The sequence below is a fragment of the Patescibacteria group bacterium genome, from assembly GCA_040390045.1.
In the GTDB taxonomy this organism is placed as follows: domain Bacteria; phylum Patescibacteriota; class Minisyncoccia; order Phycocordibacterales; family SIBU01; genus SIBU01.
Map to the genome: position 1 here is coordinate 59,320 of JAZJZC010000003.1, position 15,658 is coordinate 74,977.

Below are 15,658 nucleotides of genomic sequence, written 5' to 3' on the forward strand. Positions count from 1 at the left end.
AGAAATTCTGTCACTCTATGAAAACTAGTCGTTTGTTCTTTGTTGTCGCCATCGCGTTCCTATCAACCTTCCTCACGGGTTGTGTCGTCGCTGTGCGACCGGGCGTCGTGGTTGATCGGTACTACGATCCAGGCTATGACTACCCCGGTTACCGGGCATATTATCCCGGTGGCGGGTATCGGAGCGCTCCGGTCTACGTTCCCCAAACCCAGTGCGCGCCGAGTGGGGGCGTCTCTGCCCCCACCTATACCCCACAAGGGGGCGGCGGGCGACACCACTAAGAGTGGTGTCAAAATTTCACGAAGCGATCTGAGTTTACTCGGATCGCTTTTTTGTTGCTTGTGTTATGATTTTCAAATGGAAATAAGTAGTAAATCTTTAGAAGATACTAAGAAATTCGCAAAGGATTTTGTGGAGAAAATTTCCACTCTCGAAAAAACTCGCGGCGGCGCAACCGTTGTTGGTTTGTACGGCAATCTCGGTTCGGGTAAAACCACCTTTGTGCAATGTGTGGCGGAAATTTTGGGGGTCAAAGAACATTTGACTAGCCCCACTTTCGTTATTCTTAAAAGCTATAAGCTGACAGCTGAGAGCTTTAAGCTTCTTCACCACATCGACGCGTATAGACTTAAAGACGGAAGAGACTTGTTGAAGCTCAGATTCGACGAGTTGCTCGCTGATCCCAAAAATTTAATCTTAATCGAGTGGGCGGATTTGGTGGCGGACATCTTACCCAACGATGTTATCAAACTGCAGTTTGAATTTGTAGACGAAAAAACTCGAAAGATAGAATCAGGAATATAGTACGAATTCGCGGCTCTCTTTAGAGATAGCGGCCAAAAGTTTTCTCAATATGATCAAAGTGAGAGTTGTCGAAGCGATGTTCACCCATGTGTTCTTCTTTGAGGCGCTCAATACCTTTTTTAAATTCATGCTGGCTGATGCCTTTTCCAAAACCTCCTTCTTCAAGGTCACCACCGAAAGTGCTCCGCACTTTATTTATTTGATGATCAGAAAAACCCGCACTCTCTTTTAAATCATAGAGAGCTTTGTGGAATTCATGTTGCGAAATTCTATTGCCGTCTGCAAAAAATGCCATACATTTTTAGTTACTTAATAATTTCTAAAGCTATGTACAATTATAAACCTTTGTAAAATTTTGGTATAGACCTCAATATTGTAACTGAGCCTTTAAAATAATTTGACATTTAATCCGGGACGTGTAATTTTGAGGTCAGATTACCGAAACGGTTCACGGGGTCTCCTCGTCGCGTCATTGGCGACAAGAGCGCCTTACAGGGCCAGATTCTCTGTTGTGGAGAATGCGGTTGAACCTTAAAATCGTTCCAAGTGGAACAAAACCTTACAGGGTTTATATGAAAATAGAAGAAAAGTTGTTGCGAAGAATTGTGTCTGAGATTAGCAATCCCACTGTGTTGGGCAGAGTGATACAGATCTGTCTTAGTGACACACCTAACCAAAAACAGAATGTTCGAAAGGACGAGCAATTTGTTCGTATGCATCAATTGGACAGCTTCTCTAATGTGTGTGCCATTGACGTGGCGCCGGCAGTTGCCTTTTTTGTTTCGCTTAACGCGGAAACGGCAACCGAAATTGCTTTGGCCATGCGAGGTGTCCCAAAAGTAGAAGGGGGTCAAGCGCGCTGGACACGATTTGTTGAATTTCAACGCGGTTTTTTTCTCGGGTTTCTGAGGGGGGTAGCCAGATCGGAAGGATATACCGAGGAAACCCTACGCCAACTTGGTGGTTATTATTCTGACATTGTGGCGCATGAATTCTCTGGAGAAGCGGAATCGAGCGCCTATGCCGGGGATCTTTCAAATGCAATTGGGTTAGTTTCAGCCAAGAGTTTTCCTTTTGTCGACCAGTTCATGAGCGACAGGGCTCAAAGGGATATTTCGGTCAGACCCATTGGCTTAAGAATTTTCGAAGGTTTTCTGCATGCCGAGGTGCATCAACACCAAAGCCTTAGGGCAAAAATTGATCTATGGCCAAAGCTTTCGTCAGGTAGAGGTACCCTGTTGGTTGGATCAACCAAGCACCCTTAAGTTTATCGAGTCGCCGGAGAATATTTTCTCCGGCTTTTTCTTTGGGTGGGAAATGCTAGAATGGGTAATAAAGTTAAAATTAAAAGCTAAGAGTTAAAAATTTGAATCCTGAATCCAAAAAGAAACGTTTAGTTTTGCTCGACGCTCACGCCATCTTGCATCGTGCCTACCACGCGCTGCCGGATTTTTCTTCGAGTAAGGGAATTCCCACGGGAGCTTTGTACGGGCTTTCGAGCATGCTCATTAAAATTATTACTGATTTAAAACCGGACTATCTTGTAGCGGCGTATGATTTGCCGAAGCCGACCTATCGTCACGAGGCGTACAAAGAATACAAAGCAGGACGCGCTAAGGCCGATCCGGAACTGGTGTCGCAGATGAAAAGTTCTCGCGATGTGTTTGAAGCATTTTCTATTCCGATGTATGACAAGGAGGGATTTGAGGCGGATGATGTGCTGGGAACCATTGTGGAGAAGGTAAAACAGGGTCTAGGGTCTAGGGTAGAGGGTAAAGAAAAAGAAAAAAATTCAAAAACTTCTAAACCCTTTCTCCTAAACCCTAACCCCTTCGATCTCGATATCATCATCGCTTCGGGAGACATGGACACCCTTCAACTTGTGGATGATAAAAAAGTGCAGGTGTATACATTGAAGAAGGGAATTCAGGATACGATTTTATACGATGAGGAAGCGGTGGTGAAGCGGTTTGGTTTTGTGCCAAAACTTTTGCCGGATTACAAAGGTCTGCGAGGCGATCCGTCGGACAATATTATCGGCATCAAGGGAATTGGAGAAAAAACTGGCGGGATTTTGATCAGCAAATTCGGCACGATTGAGGATATTTATAAAAAATTAAAAAAAGATACGAAAGAATTTAAAAAAGCTGGACTGACAGATCGGATCATCGGACTTTTGAAGGATAATGAAGAGGAGGCGTTGTTTAGCAAAATGTTGGCGACTATTCGAAGGGATGCGCCGATAGATTTCGTGTTGCCTGAGAAAACGTGGAGAGAAACGCTTGATATGGGAAAAGTAAATAAAATGTTTGCTGAGTTTGAGTTTAGGAATTTGGGACCGAGGTTCGCGCAAGCTTTGATGGGGAAGGGTCCGGCATCTCCGTCGGAACTTCGAGCGGCGGGCGCCGGAGGAACTCCAGCTCCCGATGCTGGCCAAGGGATGTTTTCCAGTATGGTGAGTGTTGAAAGCGTTGATCCAAAAATTTTAGCTGAAACTTCTGTGGCGCTTTGGTTGGTTAATTCCAACATTACCAATCCGCAACTTTCAGATATTTTAAATTTCAGTGGGGCGACAACGTTTGACGAAGCTCGCGTGGCAATTTTTAAACGTTTGTCGGAATTAAAATTGGATTTTGTTTTTGAGAGTATTGAAAAACCACTTTTGCCGATTGTGCGCGCCATGAAAGAGCGAGGGATTAGCATCGACAAAGATTGTTTGAAAAAACTTTCCAAGGAGTACCATCACGAATTGAATTCGCTCGAGAAAAAAATTTGGAAATTAGCTGGTGAAGAATTTAACGTGGCATCGCCCAAACAGCTCGGGGTAATTCTTTTTGAAAAGCTCGGTCTGAAGGCTAAAAATCAGAAGAAAACTGGCAGTGGCGCGCTTTCCACCAAAGAATCTGAGCTTGAGAAGTTGCGCGAGAGTCATCCGATTATCACCTTGATTTTGGAGTATCGCGAGTTGGCGAAATTGCTCGGCACCTACATCGACACCATTCCTGACATGGTTGGCGCTGACGGGAAACTGCACGCTCAATTTTTGCAATCGGGAACGACGACCGGGCGTATGGGTTGTGAAGATCCAAATTTGCAAAACATTCCCAATAAAACCGAACTCGGCCGAGCGATTAGGCATGCATTTGTGGCCACACCCAAATTTAGTTTGGTAGCATTTGATTATTCTCAAATTGAACTTCGCATCGCGGCTTTTTTGTCGGGTGACAAGAAACTGATCGAGATTTTCAAAAACGGTGAGGATGTTCACACGGCTGTAGCTTCGGAAGTGTTTGGAGTTTCGCCTGCCGATGTGAAGCCTGACATGAGACGAAAAGCCAAGGTAATTAATTTCGGCGTGATGTACGGCATGGGAGTCAATGCATTGCGGGCAAATCTCGGTGGCAACCCTTCAACCGGCTCAGGGCAAGCGACACGAGAAGAATCGCAGAAATTTTATAATGATTATTTTGAAAAGTTTTCGGGCCTAGCGAAGTATCTCGATTCTGTTAAAGCTCAAACCGCACGGACAGGTTTTACCGAAACTTTTTTTGGCAGGAGACGTTATTTCCCTGGCATTACTTCAAAAATTCCGTTCATCCGCGCTTCAGCAGAACGCATGGCGATCAATGCGCCGATTCAGGGAACTGAGGCAGATATTATTAAAATTGCCATGGTTCGAGCTGATGAGTTAATCAAATCGTCCGGACTTTCTGAGAAAGCCTATCTTCTGCTTCAGGTGCACGACGAATTGGTGTACGAAGTTGAAACTTCGCAGGTAGAAAAATTTATTGAAAAAGTGAAACCGATTATGGAGTTGGTTATTCCACCGGAAAAAATTAGCGACATTGTCTGTAAGGTGGAAGCAAAGGTGGGTGAGAATTGGGGGGAGATGAAGAAGCTTGAAGCTTAAAGCTGGTAGCTGTCAGCTTAAAAAAATTTGCGTTTTGAAACAAAGAGGGGTAGTTTATACTTCAGATAGATAGAAGGAGGAAATTTTATTTTATGAATGTGACAGTTCGTCTTCCGCACATTCTGCGAAGTGCGATGGGAGGTCAAGAGGTGGTTGCGCTCATGCTTCCTGAATCGGCCACCTTTGGCCAAATGCTCGACTTCCTTTGTGCACCCCATAACGGAGTTCGTCAGCGCCTCATCAAAGATGATGGCCAGCCTAATCGCTTCGTGCTATTTTTTATCGACGAGGTTGATATTCGTCACCTTCAAAACTTAGCCTCTCCTCTTCATGAGGGTGCCGACGTGAGTATTGTTCCGGCTATCGCTGGCGGCTGAAAGCAAATTTCGAGTGTCCCAACTTTCCGGTTGGGATTTTTTCTTGCTTTTTAAGCTCTTTTATCTACACTGATTGTAGAATCAAACAAAGAAAGGAGTTTTGTGAACAAGACTGTACTTATAACGGGCTTCCGCAAGTTTGGAGTGTACCGGTGCAATCCCACCGAAACGTTGGTGGAAAATTTGAAAGGGAAAAATTTAGGAGGTTTTCAGATTTTTGGCAAGCTTTTTGACTCGTCAATGACTGTTGCTAACGCTGGTCCCGAGGGCCACTGTGGCGAGATCATTTCTCACTTGGTAACTGTCTTCGGCGCGTCGGCAGTGGTTTCTCTTGGAATGTGGTCAACCATTTCCGGGATTCGATTTGAAAGTCGCTGTTCAAATTGGGTTCACAATGACAAATATTGCAAATCTGGAGAGAACAACCGACCGATCGTTGGTACTCGGCCACCCAAAGAAATTATTGGTCTCGATCTTCGCCCGTGGAACATCCCTAGCATTCAGAAAAAACTGAGGCGGGCAGAGATTCCTTTCGAAGCCGAGATATCACAGGACGCCGGCGGGTTTTGCTGCAACGCTCTGATGTATTTGGCTTCGCGGGCACTCAAAAATCACAGAAGGCAGGTGCCTTTTATGTTTGCTCATGTGCCGTGCACCAAGGAGGCAGTCAAGGGTTTGTCTGTTGAGCAGTTTAATCCAGAGGGCAAAGTGATTCTCACTGATAGCGAACTCGAAACCGCACTTCTCGTAATTTTGCAAAATCTCACGCTAGCGGGCTAAACAGTCCGTTTTTTCTTGTCTTTTAAGGCCGATCACTTGTGGTTTTTAGGAAAAGAAAAATTGCTTGCGTTTTATTGTTGAGTGAGTATTATTCTGAGCAGTTTCTTGAAATAGAAAGTATGACAATGAAAATCGAAATTCCCGATGGTCTTTGCGACTTTATGTTGCAGAGATTTGGTGGAAATCTTCGGGCGCCTCAGGCGGGGAACGAATGCGGGCATCTACGGGATTCACACTTTAAGCTCCTTCTCAACGACCCCATTACTGATCACGCGATCTGGGAAGCCGTCGAAAGTTTTTACAAGCAGGTGCCAGGGATTACTGTTTCCGATGATGGTGATACCTGCTATTCGCTTTTGCAGAATGGAACGCTTGTTTTCAGAATCGTTGTAAGTAATTGTGGGGAACGCATTTTGGTGAATGCTGGAACATCCCTTTAATGTAAACTGGCGAAGCAACTCCGCCGGTTTTTTTCTTGTCTCTTTCAACTAAAAGCTATAAGCTAATAGCTACACATGTTCTATTTTTTACACGGCAAAGATTCGGAAAAAGCGCGCGCCAAGGCAAGCGAGCTTATTCTAAGTATGAAGAAAAAAAAGCCTGATGCCCAAGTTTTTACGCTTGATGCTGATAATTGGCTGGAATCGCAGTTTGATAACTTTTTACAGTTGCAGGGACTTTTTGAAAGAAGGTTCATTGTTTTTGCCAAAAGACTTTTTGAAAAAAGGGAGATTAAAGAGGCCGTGCTTTCAAAATTGACTAAAATTAAAAATTCAGAAAATGTTTTTGTTTTTTTGGAAGGTGCGGTTGACAAGCCAACCTTAAAATTAGTTGAAGCTAATGCCGATCGCGTCCAGGAGTTTGAAAAAATTAAAGCCCAGAGCGTCTATGGAGCAGAGGGGGAGGGATTTAATTTTTTTAGTTTGGCGGACGCCCTAGGTGAGAGGAATAAAAAAAAGTTGTGGGTTCTGTACCAGAAGGCTGTGCGGGAGGATGCATCTTCCGAAGAATTGTCGGGGATTTTGTTTTGGCAGTTGAAAAATTTGATATTGGCGCAGGAGGTGGCGACGGCTGGGGAAGCGGGGGTTTCTCCTTTCGTGTTTAGTAAGTCTAAGCGTTTTAGTCACAATTTTTCATTGGAAGAGTTACAGGGTATGTCCCTCAAGATTATCGAGTTGTACCATGACGCGCACCGTGGGAAACGAGATTTTGATTCGGGACTTGAGACCTTCGTCTTAAACGTGTAAGATATTTCAATGGAAAAGATTAGGTTTTTTTGGAACATAGCCTATCGGGTTTGGCCACCATGTATTCGCACGGCCGAAAAACTCGGATTTCATAATTTCAGGCAGAAATTTTTACTTGGAAGGCTGAATTCTCAATTTAATAAAAGTGAGCTCGCTAAGCTATTATACGCCGCTGGTTTTGAGGCCGCGGTTATTGCATGGCACGACCCTGGACAAGTTTTGAGTATGAGAAAAATTGATAGTGAAATTTATCAATACCACTTGAGACTTTTTGTTGATGGGGAAATTCGCGCTCACTACGAGTATTCTCCTGAGTCCCACCCACTGAGCCATTTTTTGGAGGCACGGTTTGAACCCCGTACAGAAATTTTCAAGGAATTTTTAGGGAATTATCTTGTCGCTGAGGAATCAAAAACCGACTAGCTTTTTGGTAGCCCTTGAATAAAAAACTTTTTTCAAGTATCGTATCCCCCATGCGCTCGTAGCTCAGTTGGTAGAGCAGCTCCCTTTTAAGGAGATGGTCGAGGGTTCGATTCCCCCCGAGCGCACAACAAACAAGCGAAGCGCCGTTAGCTGTGCGCTCGGAGCAAGCTCTAAACGAGCTTGCGTGGGGAATCGAACAGCGGAGTGTTGTTTTGCGAGCACGCAAAACCGCGAGCTGGTGCTCGACTTATTTTTATTTATAAAAATAGAAGTCCCCTTGTGGGACAGACAAACCTTTGCGACGGCGAAACTTGAGTCGCGGGCGATTCCAAAAATGGGAAAGGTATACTGTCCATGTAATGGAAGATTCCCCCCCCCGAGAAGAGTACTTCTCGTCTACAACAAAAAAGTTTTAAATCGGCAAATCCAAGGAGTAAAACCCCGGCCCAAGAAATAGAAGGGAAATTGTAATAAGAGTTAGAAGTAACAAAATATTTTGTTCGGGCGACACATCGCTACCTTTCCTGTAGGAGCGAGCGATTGACGCTACAATAATAAGTGAAAGAACGATTGCTGTTATTTGAGTAAACAAACCGGCTAGAAGGAGTACTCCACCGAGCACTTCAAGTATGGCAATGCTCCAGAGCCACATTTTTGTAAGGTTTGTAAATCGGATACTCAGAGTTGAGTTTTTTGAATTTGCTGGAGAAAAATTTTTATACCCGGACCAAATAAAAATCAGGCCAACAACAACCCGGAAAATAAAAGGAACGGCAAACTGGTATGACAGAAGTAGAGGAAATGTGCTTAACATGCCAATATGGTAGCATACTGAAATGAAAATTCGAAATGTACAGCGTGAGGCACAAAAAGAAGCTGAAAAACAAAGAGTGTATCTTGTTCTCGATAATATAAGAAGTGTCCACAACGTAGGCTCGATTTTTCGGACGGCGGATTGTTTGGGTGTGTCCAAAATATTTTTGGTAGGTGTTACCCCAACACCGAAAGATCGTTTTGACCGTGTGCGGAAAGACTTCGCCAAGGTTTCACTTGGAGCGGAAAATTTGGTAGCGTGGGAGCATGTGTCGGATCTTTCAAAACTTTTAAGCAAATTCAAAAAACAAAACGTTAGTGTTGTGGCCGTTGAGCAGGCTTCAAATTCAAAGGACTACCGAAAAATAGAAATTTCTTACCCAGTGGCTTTTATTTTTGGAAACGAAGTTGAGGGGGTTTCTGAAAAAATTTTAAAGAGGAGCGACATCATCGCTGAAATCCCAATGAAAGGAAGCAAGGAATCGCTGAACGTTTCTGTTGCTGTCGGGATTGCGCTCGCGCAGTTTTTGGATTAATAGGTGATGGCGTCAATGGTTTTTCCATTTTGGTCCAACAGTTTAATGAGCTCTCTCCGGTCTTTCCACAAAACAGAACTTCGGTTGAGATAGACTCTCCAATCAGGATCATAGAAATCAGGATCGTTTTTATATCTGTTGACGCATTTTGTATAGCTCAACTCTTCAGTGACAAATTTTTGGCATTCAGGTGAAATGTCGTTCGGTGGGTCAGTGATGACGTAACACCCTGGAAGTGAACTAATGTAGTCTCGACACGCATCGTTAAATTGATATGGCCCGTTTGGTAGATCTGATTCACGAGGTCCGGGACAGCGACTTGGAAGGCCTGGATAAAACGATTGGTATTGATTGAAAAAACCTGTACACATGTTTGGTTTGAACGAAATGCCAAGCGGAGATCCTCCCGTAATGATGTAAGCCATTTCTCCTGGTTTTAGATAGATTGGTTCCTCTACGTTGAGCTGATTTTGAAATGGTAATTTTGCTCCTCTGGGAATAGTAACACCCGCACCACTTGCCGAACTTTGAAGTCTAAGACCGGTAAGCAAAACTTGGCTTGTGTTTGCGGTACTTGCTTGTACGACTACGTATTCACTACCGACTGCCCCAGTGCCTTCACTGACGCCAGCGATGGAAAGTTTGCCAGTTAGTGGGGAAGCTTGGCTTGCCTGTTGCAAGGCGTCGATTTCGGCCTGAATTTCATTAGCTTTGAGGCCGGCATCCTGCAAATTTTGCTGAATTTCGTTGGCGTTGAGTTGGTTGCCGTACACGCTGGAAGAGTTGGAGCCGACATGTTGAATGTCCGCCGTATTAGTTGATTCCTGAGTAGTATTTTGATTTGAAACTCCTGAATTACTGGTTGGACCACCTGAGACAAACCAAAAGAAAAAGAAAAGCACGACAATTCCTAATAACCATTTAACATCTTCGTTCATAGGCGAATTATACACGACAGAAATTACAAAGGAAAACGACCGAGGAAAGGAAAATTTTAGTATTGAATTTGATGCCTATCGCAAAAATGAGCGCTTCGGCCACCGAGTTTTATTTTTCTAATCGTTCCCCCGCAGTTTTTCTTTTCGCAAGGCTGGCCGGTTTTTCGGTAGGCGCTGTGGTGATGGTGGAATTTGCCGAATTCTCCTAACGGGTTGCGATAGTCGGAAGTAGAGTCTCCGCCAAAATCGATACCTTTTTCGAGGACAAGCTTCATCGCATCGAAAAGTTTTTCCAAAGATTTTTGGGGCACTTTTTTAACAGTACTTAGTGGGTGAATTCCTGCAAGATAGAGCATTTCATCCGAGTAAATATTTCCAATGCCGGCGACTACTTCGGGGTTCATTAACACTTGTTTGATTTTTCCCGTTGGTTTGCAGAGGAGGCGCTCAGTGAACCTTGCGAGGTTGAAACTTTTTTCAAGAGGCTCGGGGCCAATGCTTTCGAGGTGTGATGAAGTGGCGATTTCGCTTGTGGAAATGAGTGTTACCTTGGCGAATTTTCTCATATCAGAAAGCGCCAGATGTTTGCCATCTGAAAGTGTAAAAACTAAATGAAGGAATTGGTTTCTGAAATCTCCGAGTGGTCCCGCCTCTGCCGATTTCCAGCGCTCCTTTGATTTGGTTTTGTTTCGAATTTCGGATTTCGTGCTTCGAATTTTCCTATATGTTCCATATAGGATGTGTCCAGTCATTTTCATGTGAATCAGTATTGTTTGATTGTTGTCGAGTTCAAGGAGGACGTTTTTCCCACGGCGATAAATTTTAGTGAATGTGGTGTCTGAAACTTTTTTGGCAAAGTCCGCGAAAAATTTTGGGTTTTTAATATCGTCTTTACCAGCATGACTCGGACTTTTGTAATCGGTCCACGTAGAAACAATTCGCAAACCCTTAATGAGCGAATTGAGCATGGTGGCTGTGGTGTGGACTTCAGGTAGTTCGGGCATGGCTGATTTTTAAGAAGCGAAGCGACTATAAAAATCGCCACCCCGTATTATTTTTGCAGCAATCATGTTGTAATTTGTAACACAAAACCACTTTAAGCGTATTGAAAACACAAAGCGCGGGCGCGAATAGCGCAACCCTTGCCGGGCGAAGCGCTTTGTTTGTAAAGATACTACACAAAAATAATACTGGGGTAAAGAAATGCAAAATAGTTTTTAACTTTTGATTTTTGCCAACTCTTCCTTTGCAACATCAACGTCGCTCCACGGTAATTTTTTACCATTCGGACCCATAAGGAAGGGGTCGGTACCTTTACCGGTGATTAAGACCACTGAGCCTGGGGCCGCCGCGCGGAGCGCGGCGGCAATCGCCTCTCTTCGATCAACAATAATTTTAGGAAGTTTTTTGGTTATGCCTTCGGCGATTTCTTTGGCGATTTTTTCAGGATCTTCGTCATAGGCGTCGTCATCAGTTAGGATAATTTCATCACAGTAGGTGTCAGCCACGCGTCCCATTTCTTTTCGTTTCCAGGTGTCTCTTCCGCCGCCAGTGGCGCCAAATACACAAATCTTTTTCTTGCCATCAAAAATTTGGTAAAACTTTTCCATGGAATCTGCTGTATGCGCGTAATCAACAACAACTTCAAAATCCTGTTTACCCCGAGCTGGGTCGAGTGGGCCGAGCACAACGTGCTCAACTCGTCCCTTTATAATTTCCACTTTCTCTAACGCATTTTTAATTGTGTCAGTTGAAATGTTTTGACTTTTGGCGAACGTGGCCGCGGCGAGGCAATTATAAATGTTGAAAATACCTTTCAGGTGGGTGTTGATTTTTTTACCATCAAGCATAAATGACATTTTGCCATCGTCAACGCCATAGGGAACAGCGTCTTTGAGTCCGTAGCTTAGCTTTTTTGGTATGTCGAGTGCCAAAAATCGCATCGATTCTTTTTCGTCACCATTAACCACAAGCACTCGATCTTTTTTCGAAGATTTTTCCAAGGCTTTTCCGATTGAGAGTTTTGCTTCGACATATTTTTCATAGGAACCGTGGGATTCGATGTGCTCCGGAGAAAGATTGGTGAAAATGAGGGCGTCGAAGGCAATAAATTTGTGACGGAATTGTCGCGCAGCTTCTGATGTCATTTCAACAACGGCATAATCGCATTTAGCGGTGACTGCATCACGTAAAAATTTCTGAACAAAAAATCTTCCCGGCGTTGTCATTTTATGAAGGTTCGGCTTGCTTCGCTCGCCGATTTTAAATCGGATTGTTCCAAGCACCGCGGTTTTAAATCCCGCTTCTTCCAAAATGGCGTTAGTTAGTTCAACCACCGAACTTTTGCCCTTGGTTCCTGTCACCGCAATAACCTTGGTGTGCTGGGCGGGGAAGTGGTACATCATTGCACCCAACAAGGCGAGCAAATAGTGATAGGCCGGTTGAAACAGTTTAAAAATTTTTACAGGGATGATTTTTTTAGCGATTCGAAAGACTTTTTCCATGTCGATATCATACCGCCATACCAATAAAACACGACTATTGACACTCTCTGTATTTAGTGCTAATTTGTGGCCTGCAACAGAACCGCTCTCAAGCAAAAAACAGCTAACCCTAGTCTGGGCAAGTTGTTTTGTGCATAGGGAGCCAACACAAAGAAATAAAATGAGTACAAGAGGAGATATGATGCGAGCAAACGCGGAGGCGGATAAGCAAACGACGAAGGCCCATCTTCGGAAGGAAATCCAGCGCTTATTGGGCCTCGTGAAGGAAGGTGGGCATTTGCGCGAGGCCAACGAAGAACTCAAGCGAAGCTGGAATGACGCTGAAGCTCGCGCCAGCCAGTCCATGCAAGAGTGCCGACAAGCGCAGAGTAACTTGACCGCCGTCACGACACGTTGCCAGGAGCTCGAAAAGGAACTCGAGCACCTCAAGGCAACGACCGCTGGCGAAATTCGGGGCCTGAGCAAAGCTCTGAGTATCGCCGTCGGCGCCGAAAAAGCATCGCCTTTTGCGAGCATTATTTCCGACATCCTGGGCGGTCTCAGAGATACATCCGGGGAGTAGTTGGGTCAGATTTCCGTTAGTTTTATACAACCACAGTTACATGCTGTGGTTTTTTGTTTTTTATAAGCCTCTCTAGACATTTACAAAAATCCAATTTTTGTGGTATTTATGTGGGTTAGTTACGGTTGAAAATTATGAACTTTTTTAGTCGGCTAAGCATTGTTGGTTGGGCCATGATGCTCTTTGTCCCTTCGCTCTTTCTGGCGAACATTGTTCCTGCCATTGATCGATGGCTCGGACATCCAAACTATGCCGAGCAGTATGTGATGCTGTTTTTGGCGGCTTTGTTCTCTGGTCTTTTTGGTTTCGAAAAAGGTTCGAGTGATCCCCTGGGGTAGTTTTCAAACTACTCCTTTTTCTTTTCACTAATTACTTTCCAAGCAATTTCAACGCCTGTTTAATTTTGTCACTTGGTTTCGTAATTTCTTTCGGCAGTTTTTTCAAAGCTTCACGAGCTTCACGTTCTTGGTAGCCCAGCGCCATAAGACCTTCAATGGCATCTGATTCGTCACGCATTACGCCGGCATCTTTTTCACTATCCAGAAAATCAATTTTGTCTCGGAGTTCTAGCACAATTTTCTCAGCAATTTTTTTACCGATGCCGGAAATTTTTGTCAGGTGCGCGGTTTCGCCCGTGCCAATCGCTTGTCTGAGGTTTTTAACCGTCGTGACACTCAAAATGCCGATAGCGGTTTTAGGACCGATGCCGGAAATGGTAATAAGGAGTTCAAAAAAGTCGAGTTCAGTTTTTTCGATAAAGCCATACAGATCAAGCGCGTTTTCTCGGACGGCGAGATAGGTCCAGAGACTTACCCGCTCGGGATTTTTTCCGATGTTGTGTAAGGTTTCAGAAGAAGTGAAGACTTTATAGCCAACGCCGGCCGTTTCTAGGATAACGAATCGTTCGTCGATATGGATTACTTTTCCGGTTAAGTGAGAAATCATCGGCTAAGTATAAGGTATATTGTATTAAGTATAAAGTATTGAGATTGCCTTTTTCTCCGATATTTGTTAGTGTGTTTGAGCTAACAGCTACAAGCTAACAGCTGAAAGCCTCTTTAAACAATGGCCATTACATCTTCAGCAAAAAAAGCCCACCGAGTATCGCTTAGAAAGCGAGTATTCAACACGCGTCGCGCTGATGCCGTCCGAAAAATTATCAAGGAAATCAAGACTCTTATCGGAGCTAAGAAAATTGCTGAAGCTCAGAAACTTGTACCGAAAGCGTATCAAGCAATCGACAAGGCAACCAAGATGAACACTCTCCACCGAAATACTGCTTCACGAAAGAAGTCTCAGGTGGCACGATGGTTTGCAGCAGCGAAATAAGGGGTAAGGACGGGAGGGGGATTACCCCTTGTTGCGACTTCGACTCGGACGCTGTGTGAAATCTGAATTTTCCACGCGCTCCTCGCTTGTCGCAATAATTAAAAAAAGACGGCATCCGAGAGGGTGCCGTTTTACTATCTGCGAAGAGACGTTATCTGACCCCTTGTTCTGTGTGCGGGGATAGACTGACTGCCTTGGTCTGAGTGTCTCTCCCAGTATAACCAGTCACAGTTGGCACCGCAGAACAGGAAGTTCCCATTTTGATGGCCAGCATCCGTTTCCGGAATAATCATTCCGCAACGATCACAGGTCACTACAACTTGTGATGGGCCAAGTGAAAAGTTTCTTATTGGTTCCATACACACGCCTTCGTTTAGTTTCCTATTTAATAGTATCACTCACTATCTACGAAGCAACTCTGAAACTCTTGACGTCCATGAACTTTAATTCTGTTTTGTTGTTTTCGCCACGAAGTAGGTGCCTTTGTTTGCGAGCAGTTCGTAATTTCCAAAAATTTTATTGAAATTTTTCTCGATAAATCGGCTGAGACCAGAAATAGTCACAACGTAAAATTCTCCGCCGGGCAATAAGTGCTGATGCGCTTCTTCAAAAAGGATCCAGAAAAATTCTTTGCTGATTTTGGCGGGGAGGTTGGAGACAATGGTTTGGAACTGAATGTTTTTTGGCACTTGGTCAAAGCCGTTGCTGAGATAGGTTTGTGTATTTGTTGCGCTGTTTTGCACAGCATTCTTTTTGGCGTATGCAATTGCCACGAAATCTTTATCAATCATGTGGACGGTTGTGTTCGGGTAAAGTTTGGCGAGAGGAATGCCGAGTGGACCGTAGCCACAGCCGAGATCAAGAATTTCGCCGGTTTGGTTTTCTTTCAAGTCAATTTTCTCCAGAAGTACTTTTGTACCCTCATCAATTTTTTCAGGGCTAAAGAGTCCCCAAGTGGTGGCAAAAGTAAAAGGCAGACCGCGGAGCGTGGCGTTGAATATAAGATCTTTTTTTAGGTCGGTGATGGGGATGGTGGGCATGGGGAAAGCAATTTTATTATAAGGTATTTTGACAACGACTTAATTCACGGGCTCTCCGGCCAGACGCTTCGCTATCGAACTCTTTGCAAAGAATCTTCTTTGGCAGGAGTATCTCCCTCGGCAGGAAATCTTCCGTTACACGGACGGTCTCCTCGTTGAAACTTTATGGCAGGAGTATCTCCCTCGGCTAAAACTTTTCCGTCGAAAAGTTTTGCCTGGGCACCGGCTCGAAAAATTTTCTGCTGAAAATTTTATACTCCGCCGTTCGATTCCTGCCGGGAGCCACTCTCTGGCGTTCGTGTGCTCCCGGCAGGAATCGAACCTGCATTTCTCCCTTCGCAGGGGAGTGTCCTATCCATTGAACGACGGGAGCGTCGGTGAAGTGTAAAACGAAA

Annotated in this window: 19 protein-coding genes and 2 tRNA genes; 13 read left to right on the forward strand and 8 right to left on the reverse strand. The window is 44.4% G+C overall.

Features of this window, described 5'->3' with window-relative positions:
• The first annotated feature begins 357 nt into the window (after positions 1-357).
• On the forward strand, positions 358-804 hold the full coding sequence (tsaE, locus tag V4467_03100) for a tRNA (adenosine(37)-N6)-threonylcarbamoyltransferase complex ATPase subunit type 1 TsaE (GenBank protein MES2087957.1): 447 nt from the start codon (positions 358-360) through the stop codon (positions 802-804).
• Positions 805-823: 19 nt separating this feature from the next.
• On the opposite strand, the gene V4467_03105 is transcribed toward tsaE, so the two are convergent.
• Positions 824-1,099 (reverse strand): hypothetical protein, encoded by a 276-nt coding sequence (locus V4467_03105; protein MES2087958.1) that lies wholly within the window; start codon positions 1,097-1,099, stop codon positions 824-826.
• Positions 1,100-1,376: 277 nt separating this feature from the next.
• Here V4467_03105 and V4467_03110 point away from each other — a divergent pair, with 277 nt between their 5' ends.
• The 8 genes from V4467_03110 (at position 1,377) to V4467_03145 (ending at position 7,666) form a co-directional block, all read left to right on the forward strand.
• The gene (locus tag V4467_03110) at positions 1,377-2,069 is read left to right on the forward strand and encodes a hypothetical protein (GenBank protein MES2087959.1); all 693 of its coding nucleotides are present in this window, start codon (positions 1,377-1,379) and stop codon (positions 2,067-2,069) included.
• 101 nt (positions 2,070-2,170) lie between these two features.
• Positions 2,171-4,714, forward strand: coding sequence for a DNA polymerase (locus tag V4467_03115; GenBank protein MES2087960.1), 2,544 nt, complete (start codon positions 2,171-2,173; stop codon positions 4,712-4,714).
• Positions 4,715-4,806: 92 nt separating this feature from the next.
• Positions 4,807-5,091: a MoaD/ThiS family protein gene (locus V4467_03120; protein MES2087961.1), complete on the forward strand. Its 285-nt coding sequence runs from the start codon at positions 4,807-4,809 to the stop codon at positions 5,089-5,091.
• 102 nt (positions 5,092-5,193) lie between these two features.
• Positions 5,194-5,871: a hypothetical protein gene (locus tag V4467_03125; protein MES2087962.1), complete on the forward strand. Its 678-nt coding sequence runs from the start codon at positions 5,194-5,196 to the stop codon at positions 5,869-5,871.
• A gap of 125 nt (positions 5,872-5,996) precedes the next feature.
• Entirely contained in the window at positions 5,997-6,311 is a 315-nt protein-coding gene (locus V4467_03130) for a hypothetical protein (protein ID MES2087963.1), read from the forward strand.
• Between the two features lie 75 nt (positions 6,312-6,386).
• Positions 6,387-7,118: a hypothetical protein gene (locus tag V4467_03135; protein ID MES2087964.1), complete on the forward strand. Its 732-nt coding sequence runs from the start codon at positions 6,387-6,389 to the stop codon at positions 7,116-7,118.
• Between the two features lie 9 nt (positions 7,119-7,127).
• Positions 7,128-7,541 carry a hypothetical protein gene (locus tag V4467_03140; protein ID MES2087965.1) on the forward strand — a complete coding sequence of 138 codons (414 nt, stop codon included), beginning with the start codon at positions 7,128-7,130 and terminating at the stop codon, positions 7,539-7,541.
• 52 nt (positions 7,542-7,593) lie between these two features.
• A tRNA-Lys gene (locus V4467_03145) sits at positions 7,594-7,666 on the forward strand.
• A gap of 287 nt (positions 7,667-7,953) precedes the next feature.
• On the opposite strand, the gene V4467_03150 is transcribed toward V4467_03145, so the two are convergent.
• Positions 7,954-8,355 (reverse strand): DoxX family membrane protein, encoded by a 402-nt coding sequence (locus V4467_03150; GenBank protein MES2087966.1) that lies wholly within the window; start codon positions 8,353-8,355, stop codon positions 7,954-7,956.
• Between the two features lie 22 nt (positions 8,356-8,377).
• On the opposite strand from V4467_03150, the gene V4467_03155 reads away from it, so the two are divergent.
• Positions 8,378-8,890: a TrmH family RNA methyltransferase gene (locus V4467_03155; protein MES2087967.1), complete on the forward strand. Its 513-nt coding sequence runs from the start codon at positions 8,378-8,380 to the stop codon at positions 8,888-8,890.
• On the opposite strand, the gene V4467_03160 is transcribed toward V4467_03155, so the two are convergent.
• From V4467_03160 to murE, 3 genes are all read right to left on the reverse strand, one after another.
• Positions 8,887-9,828: a hypothetical protein gene (locus V4467_03160; protein ID MES2087968.1), complete on the reverse strand. Its 942-nt coding sequence runs from the start codon at positions 9,826-9,828 to the stop codon at positions 8,887-8,889. The genes V4467_03155 and V4467_03160 overlap by 4 nt on opposite strands.
• Positions 9,829-9,884: 56 nt before the next feature.
• A complete protein-coding gene (gene mutM / locus V4467_03165) occupies positions 9,885-10,832 on the reverse strand; it encodes a bifunctional DNA-formamidopyrimidine glycosylase/DNA-(apurinic or apyrimidinic site) lyase (protein ID MES2087969.1) in 948 nt (315 codons plus the stop codon).
• Between the two features lie 213 nt (positions 10,833-11,045).
• Positions 11,046-12,332 (reverse strand): UDP-N-acetylmuramyl-tripeptide synthetase, encoded by a 1,287-nt coding sequence (gene murE / locus V4467_03170; GenBank protein MES2087970.1) that lies wholly within the window; start codon positions 12,330-12,332, stop codon positions 11,046-11,048.
• On the opposite strand from murE, the gene V4467_03175 reads away from it, so the two are divergent.
• Together V4467_03175 and V4467_03180 are read left to right on the forward strand one after the other, a co-directional pair.
• Positions 12,331-12,894: a hypothetical protein gene (locus V4467_03175; GenBank protein ID MES2087971.1), complete on the forward strand. Its 564-nt coding sequence runs from the start codon at positions 12,331-12,333 to the stop codon at positions 12,892-12,894. The genes murE and V4467_03175 overlap by 2 nt on opposite strands.
• Positions 12,895-13,028: 134 nt before the next feature.
• A complete protein-coding gene (locus V4467_03180) occupies positions 13,029-13,232 on the forward strand; it encodes a hypothetical protein (GenBank protein MES2087972.1) in 204 nt (67 codons plus the stop codon).
• Between the two features lie 31 nt (positions 13,233-13,263).
• Here the strand turns inward: V4467_03180 and ruvA are convergent, their stop codons facing one another.
• The gene (ruvA, locus tag V4467_03185) at positions 13,264-13,839 is read right to left on the reverse strand and encodes a Holliday junction branch migration protein RuvA (protein MES2087973.1); all 576 of its coding nucleotides are present in this window, start codon (positions 13,837-13,839) and stop codon (positions 13,264-13,266) included.
• A 120-nt stretch (positions 13,840-13,959) separates the two neighbouring features.
• Here ruvA and rpsT point away from each other — a divergent pair, with 120 nt between their 5' ends.
• Positions 13,960-14,223 (forward strand): 30S ribosomal protein S20, encoded by a 264-nt coding sequence (gene rpsT / locus V4467_03190; protein MES2087974.1) that lies wholly within the window; start codon positions 13,960-13,962, stop codon positions 14,221-14,223.
• 443 nt (positions 14,224-14,666) lie between these two features.
• Here rpsT and V4467_03195 read toward each other — a convergent pair whose 3' ends face one another.
• Together V4467_03195 and V4467_03200 are read right to left on the reverse strand one after the other, a co-directional pair.
• Positions 14,667-15,263, reverse strand: a complete 597-nt coding sequence (locus tag V4467_03195) for a methyltransferase (protein MES2087975.1) — start codon at positions 15,261-15,263, stop codon at positions 14,667-14,669.
• Between the two features lie 301 nt (positions 15,264-15,564).
• Positions 15,565-15,636, reverse strand: a tRNA-Arg gene (locus V4467_03200).
• Positions 15,637-15,658 lie beyond the last annotated feature (22 nt).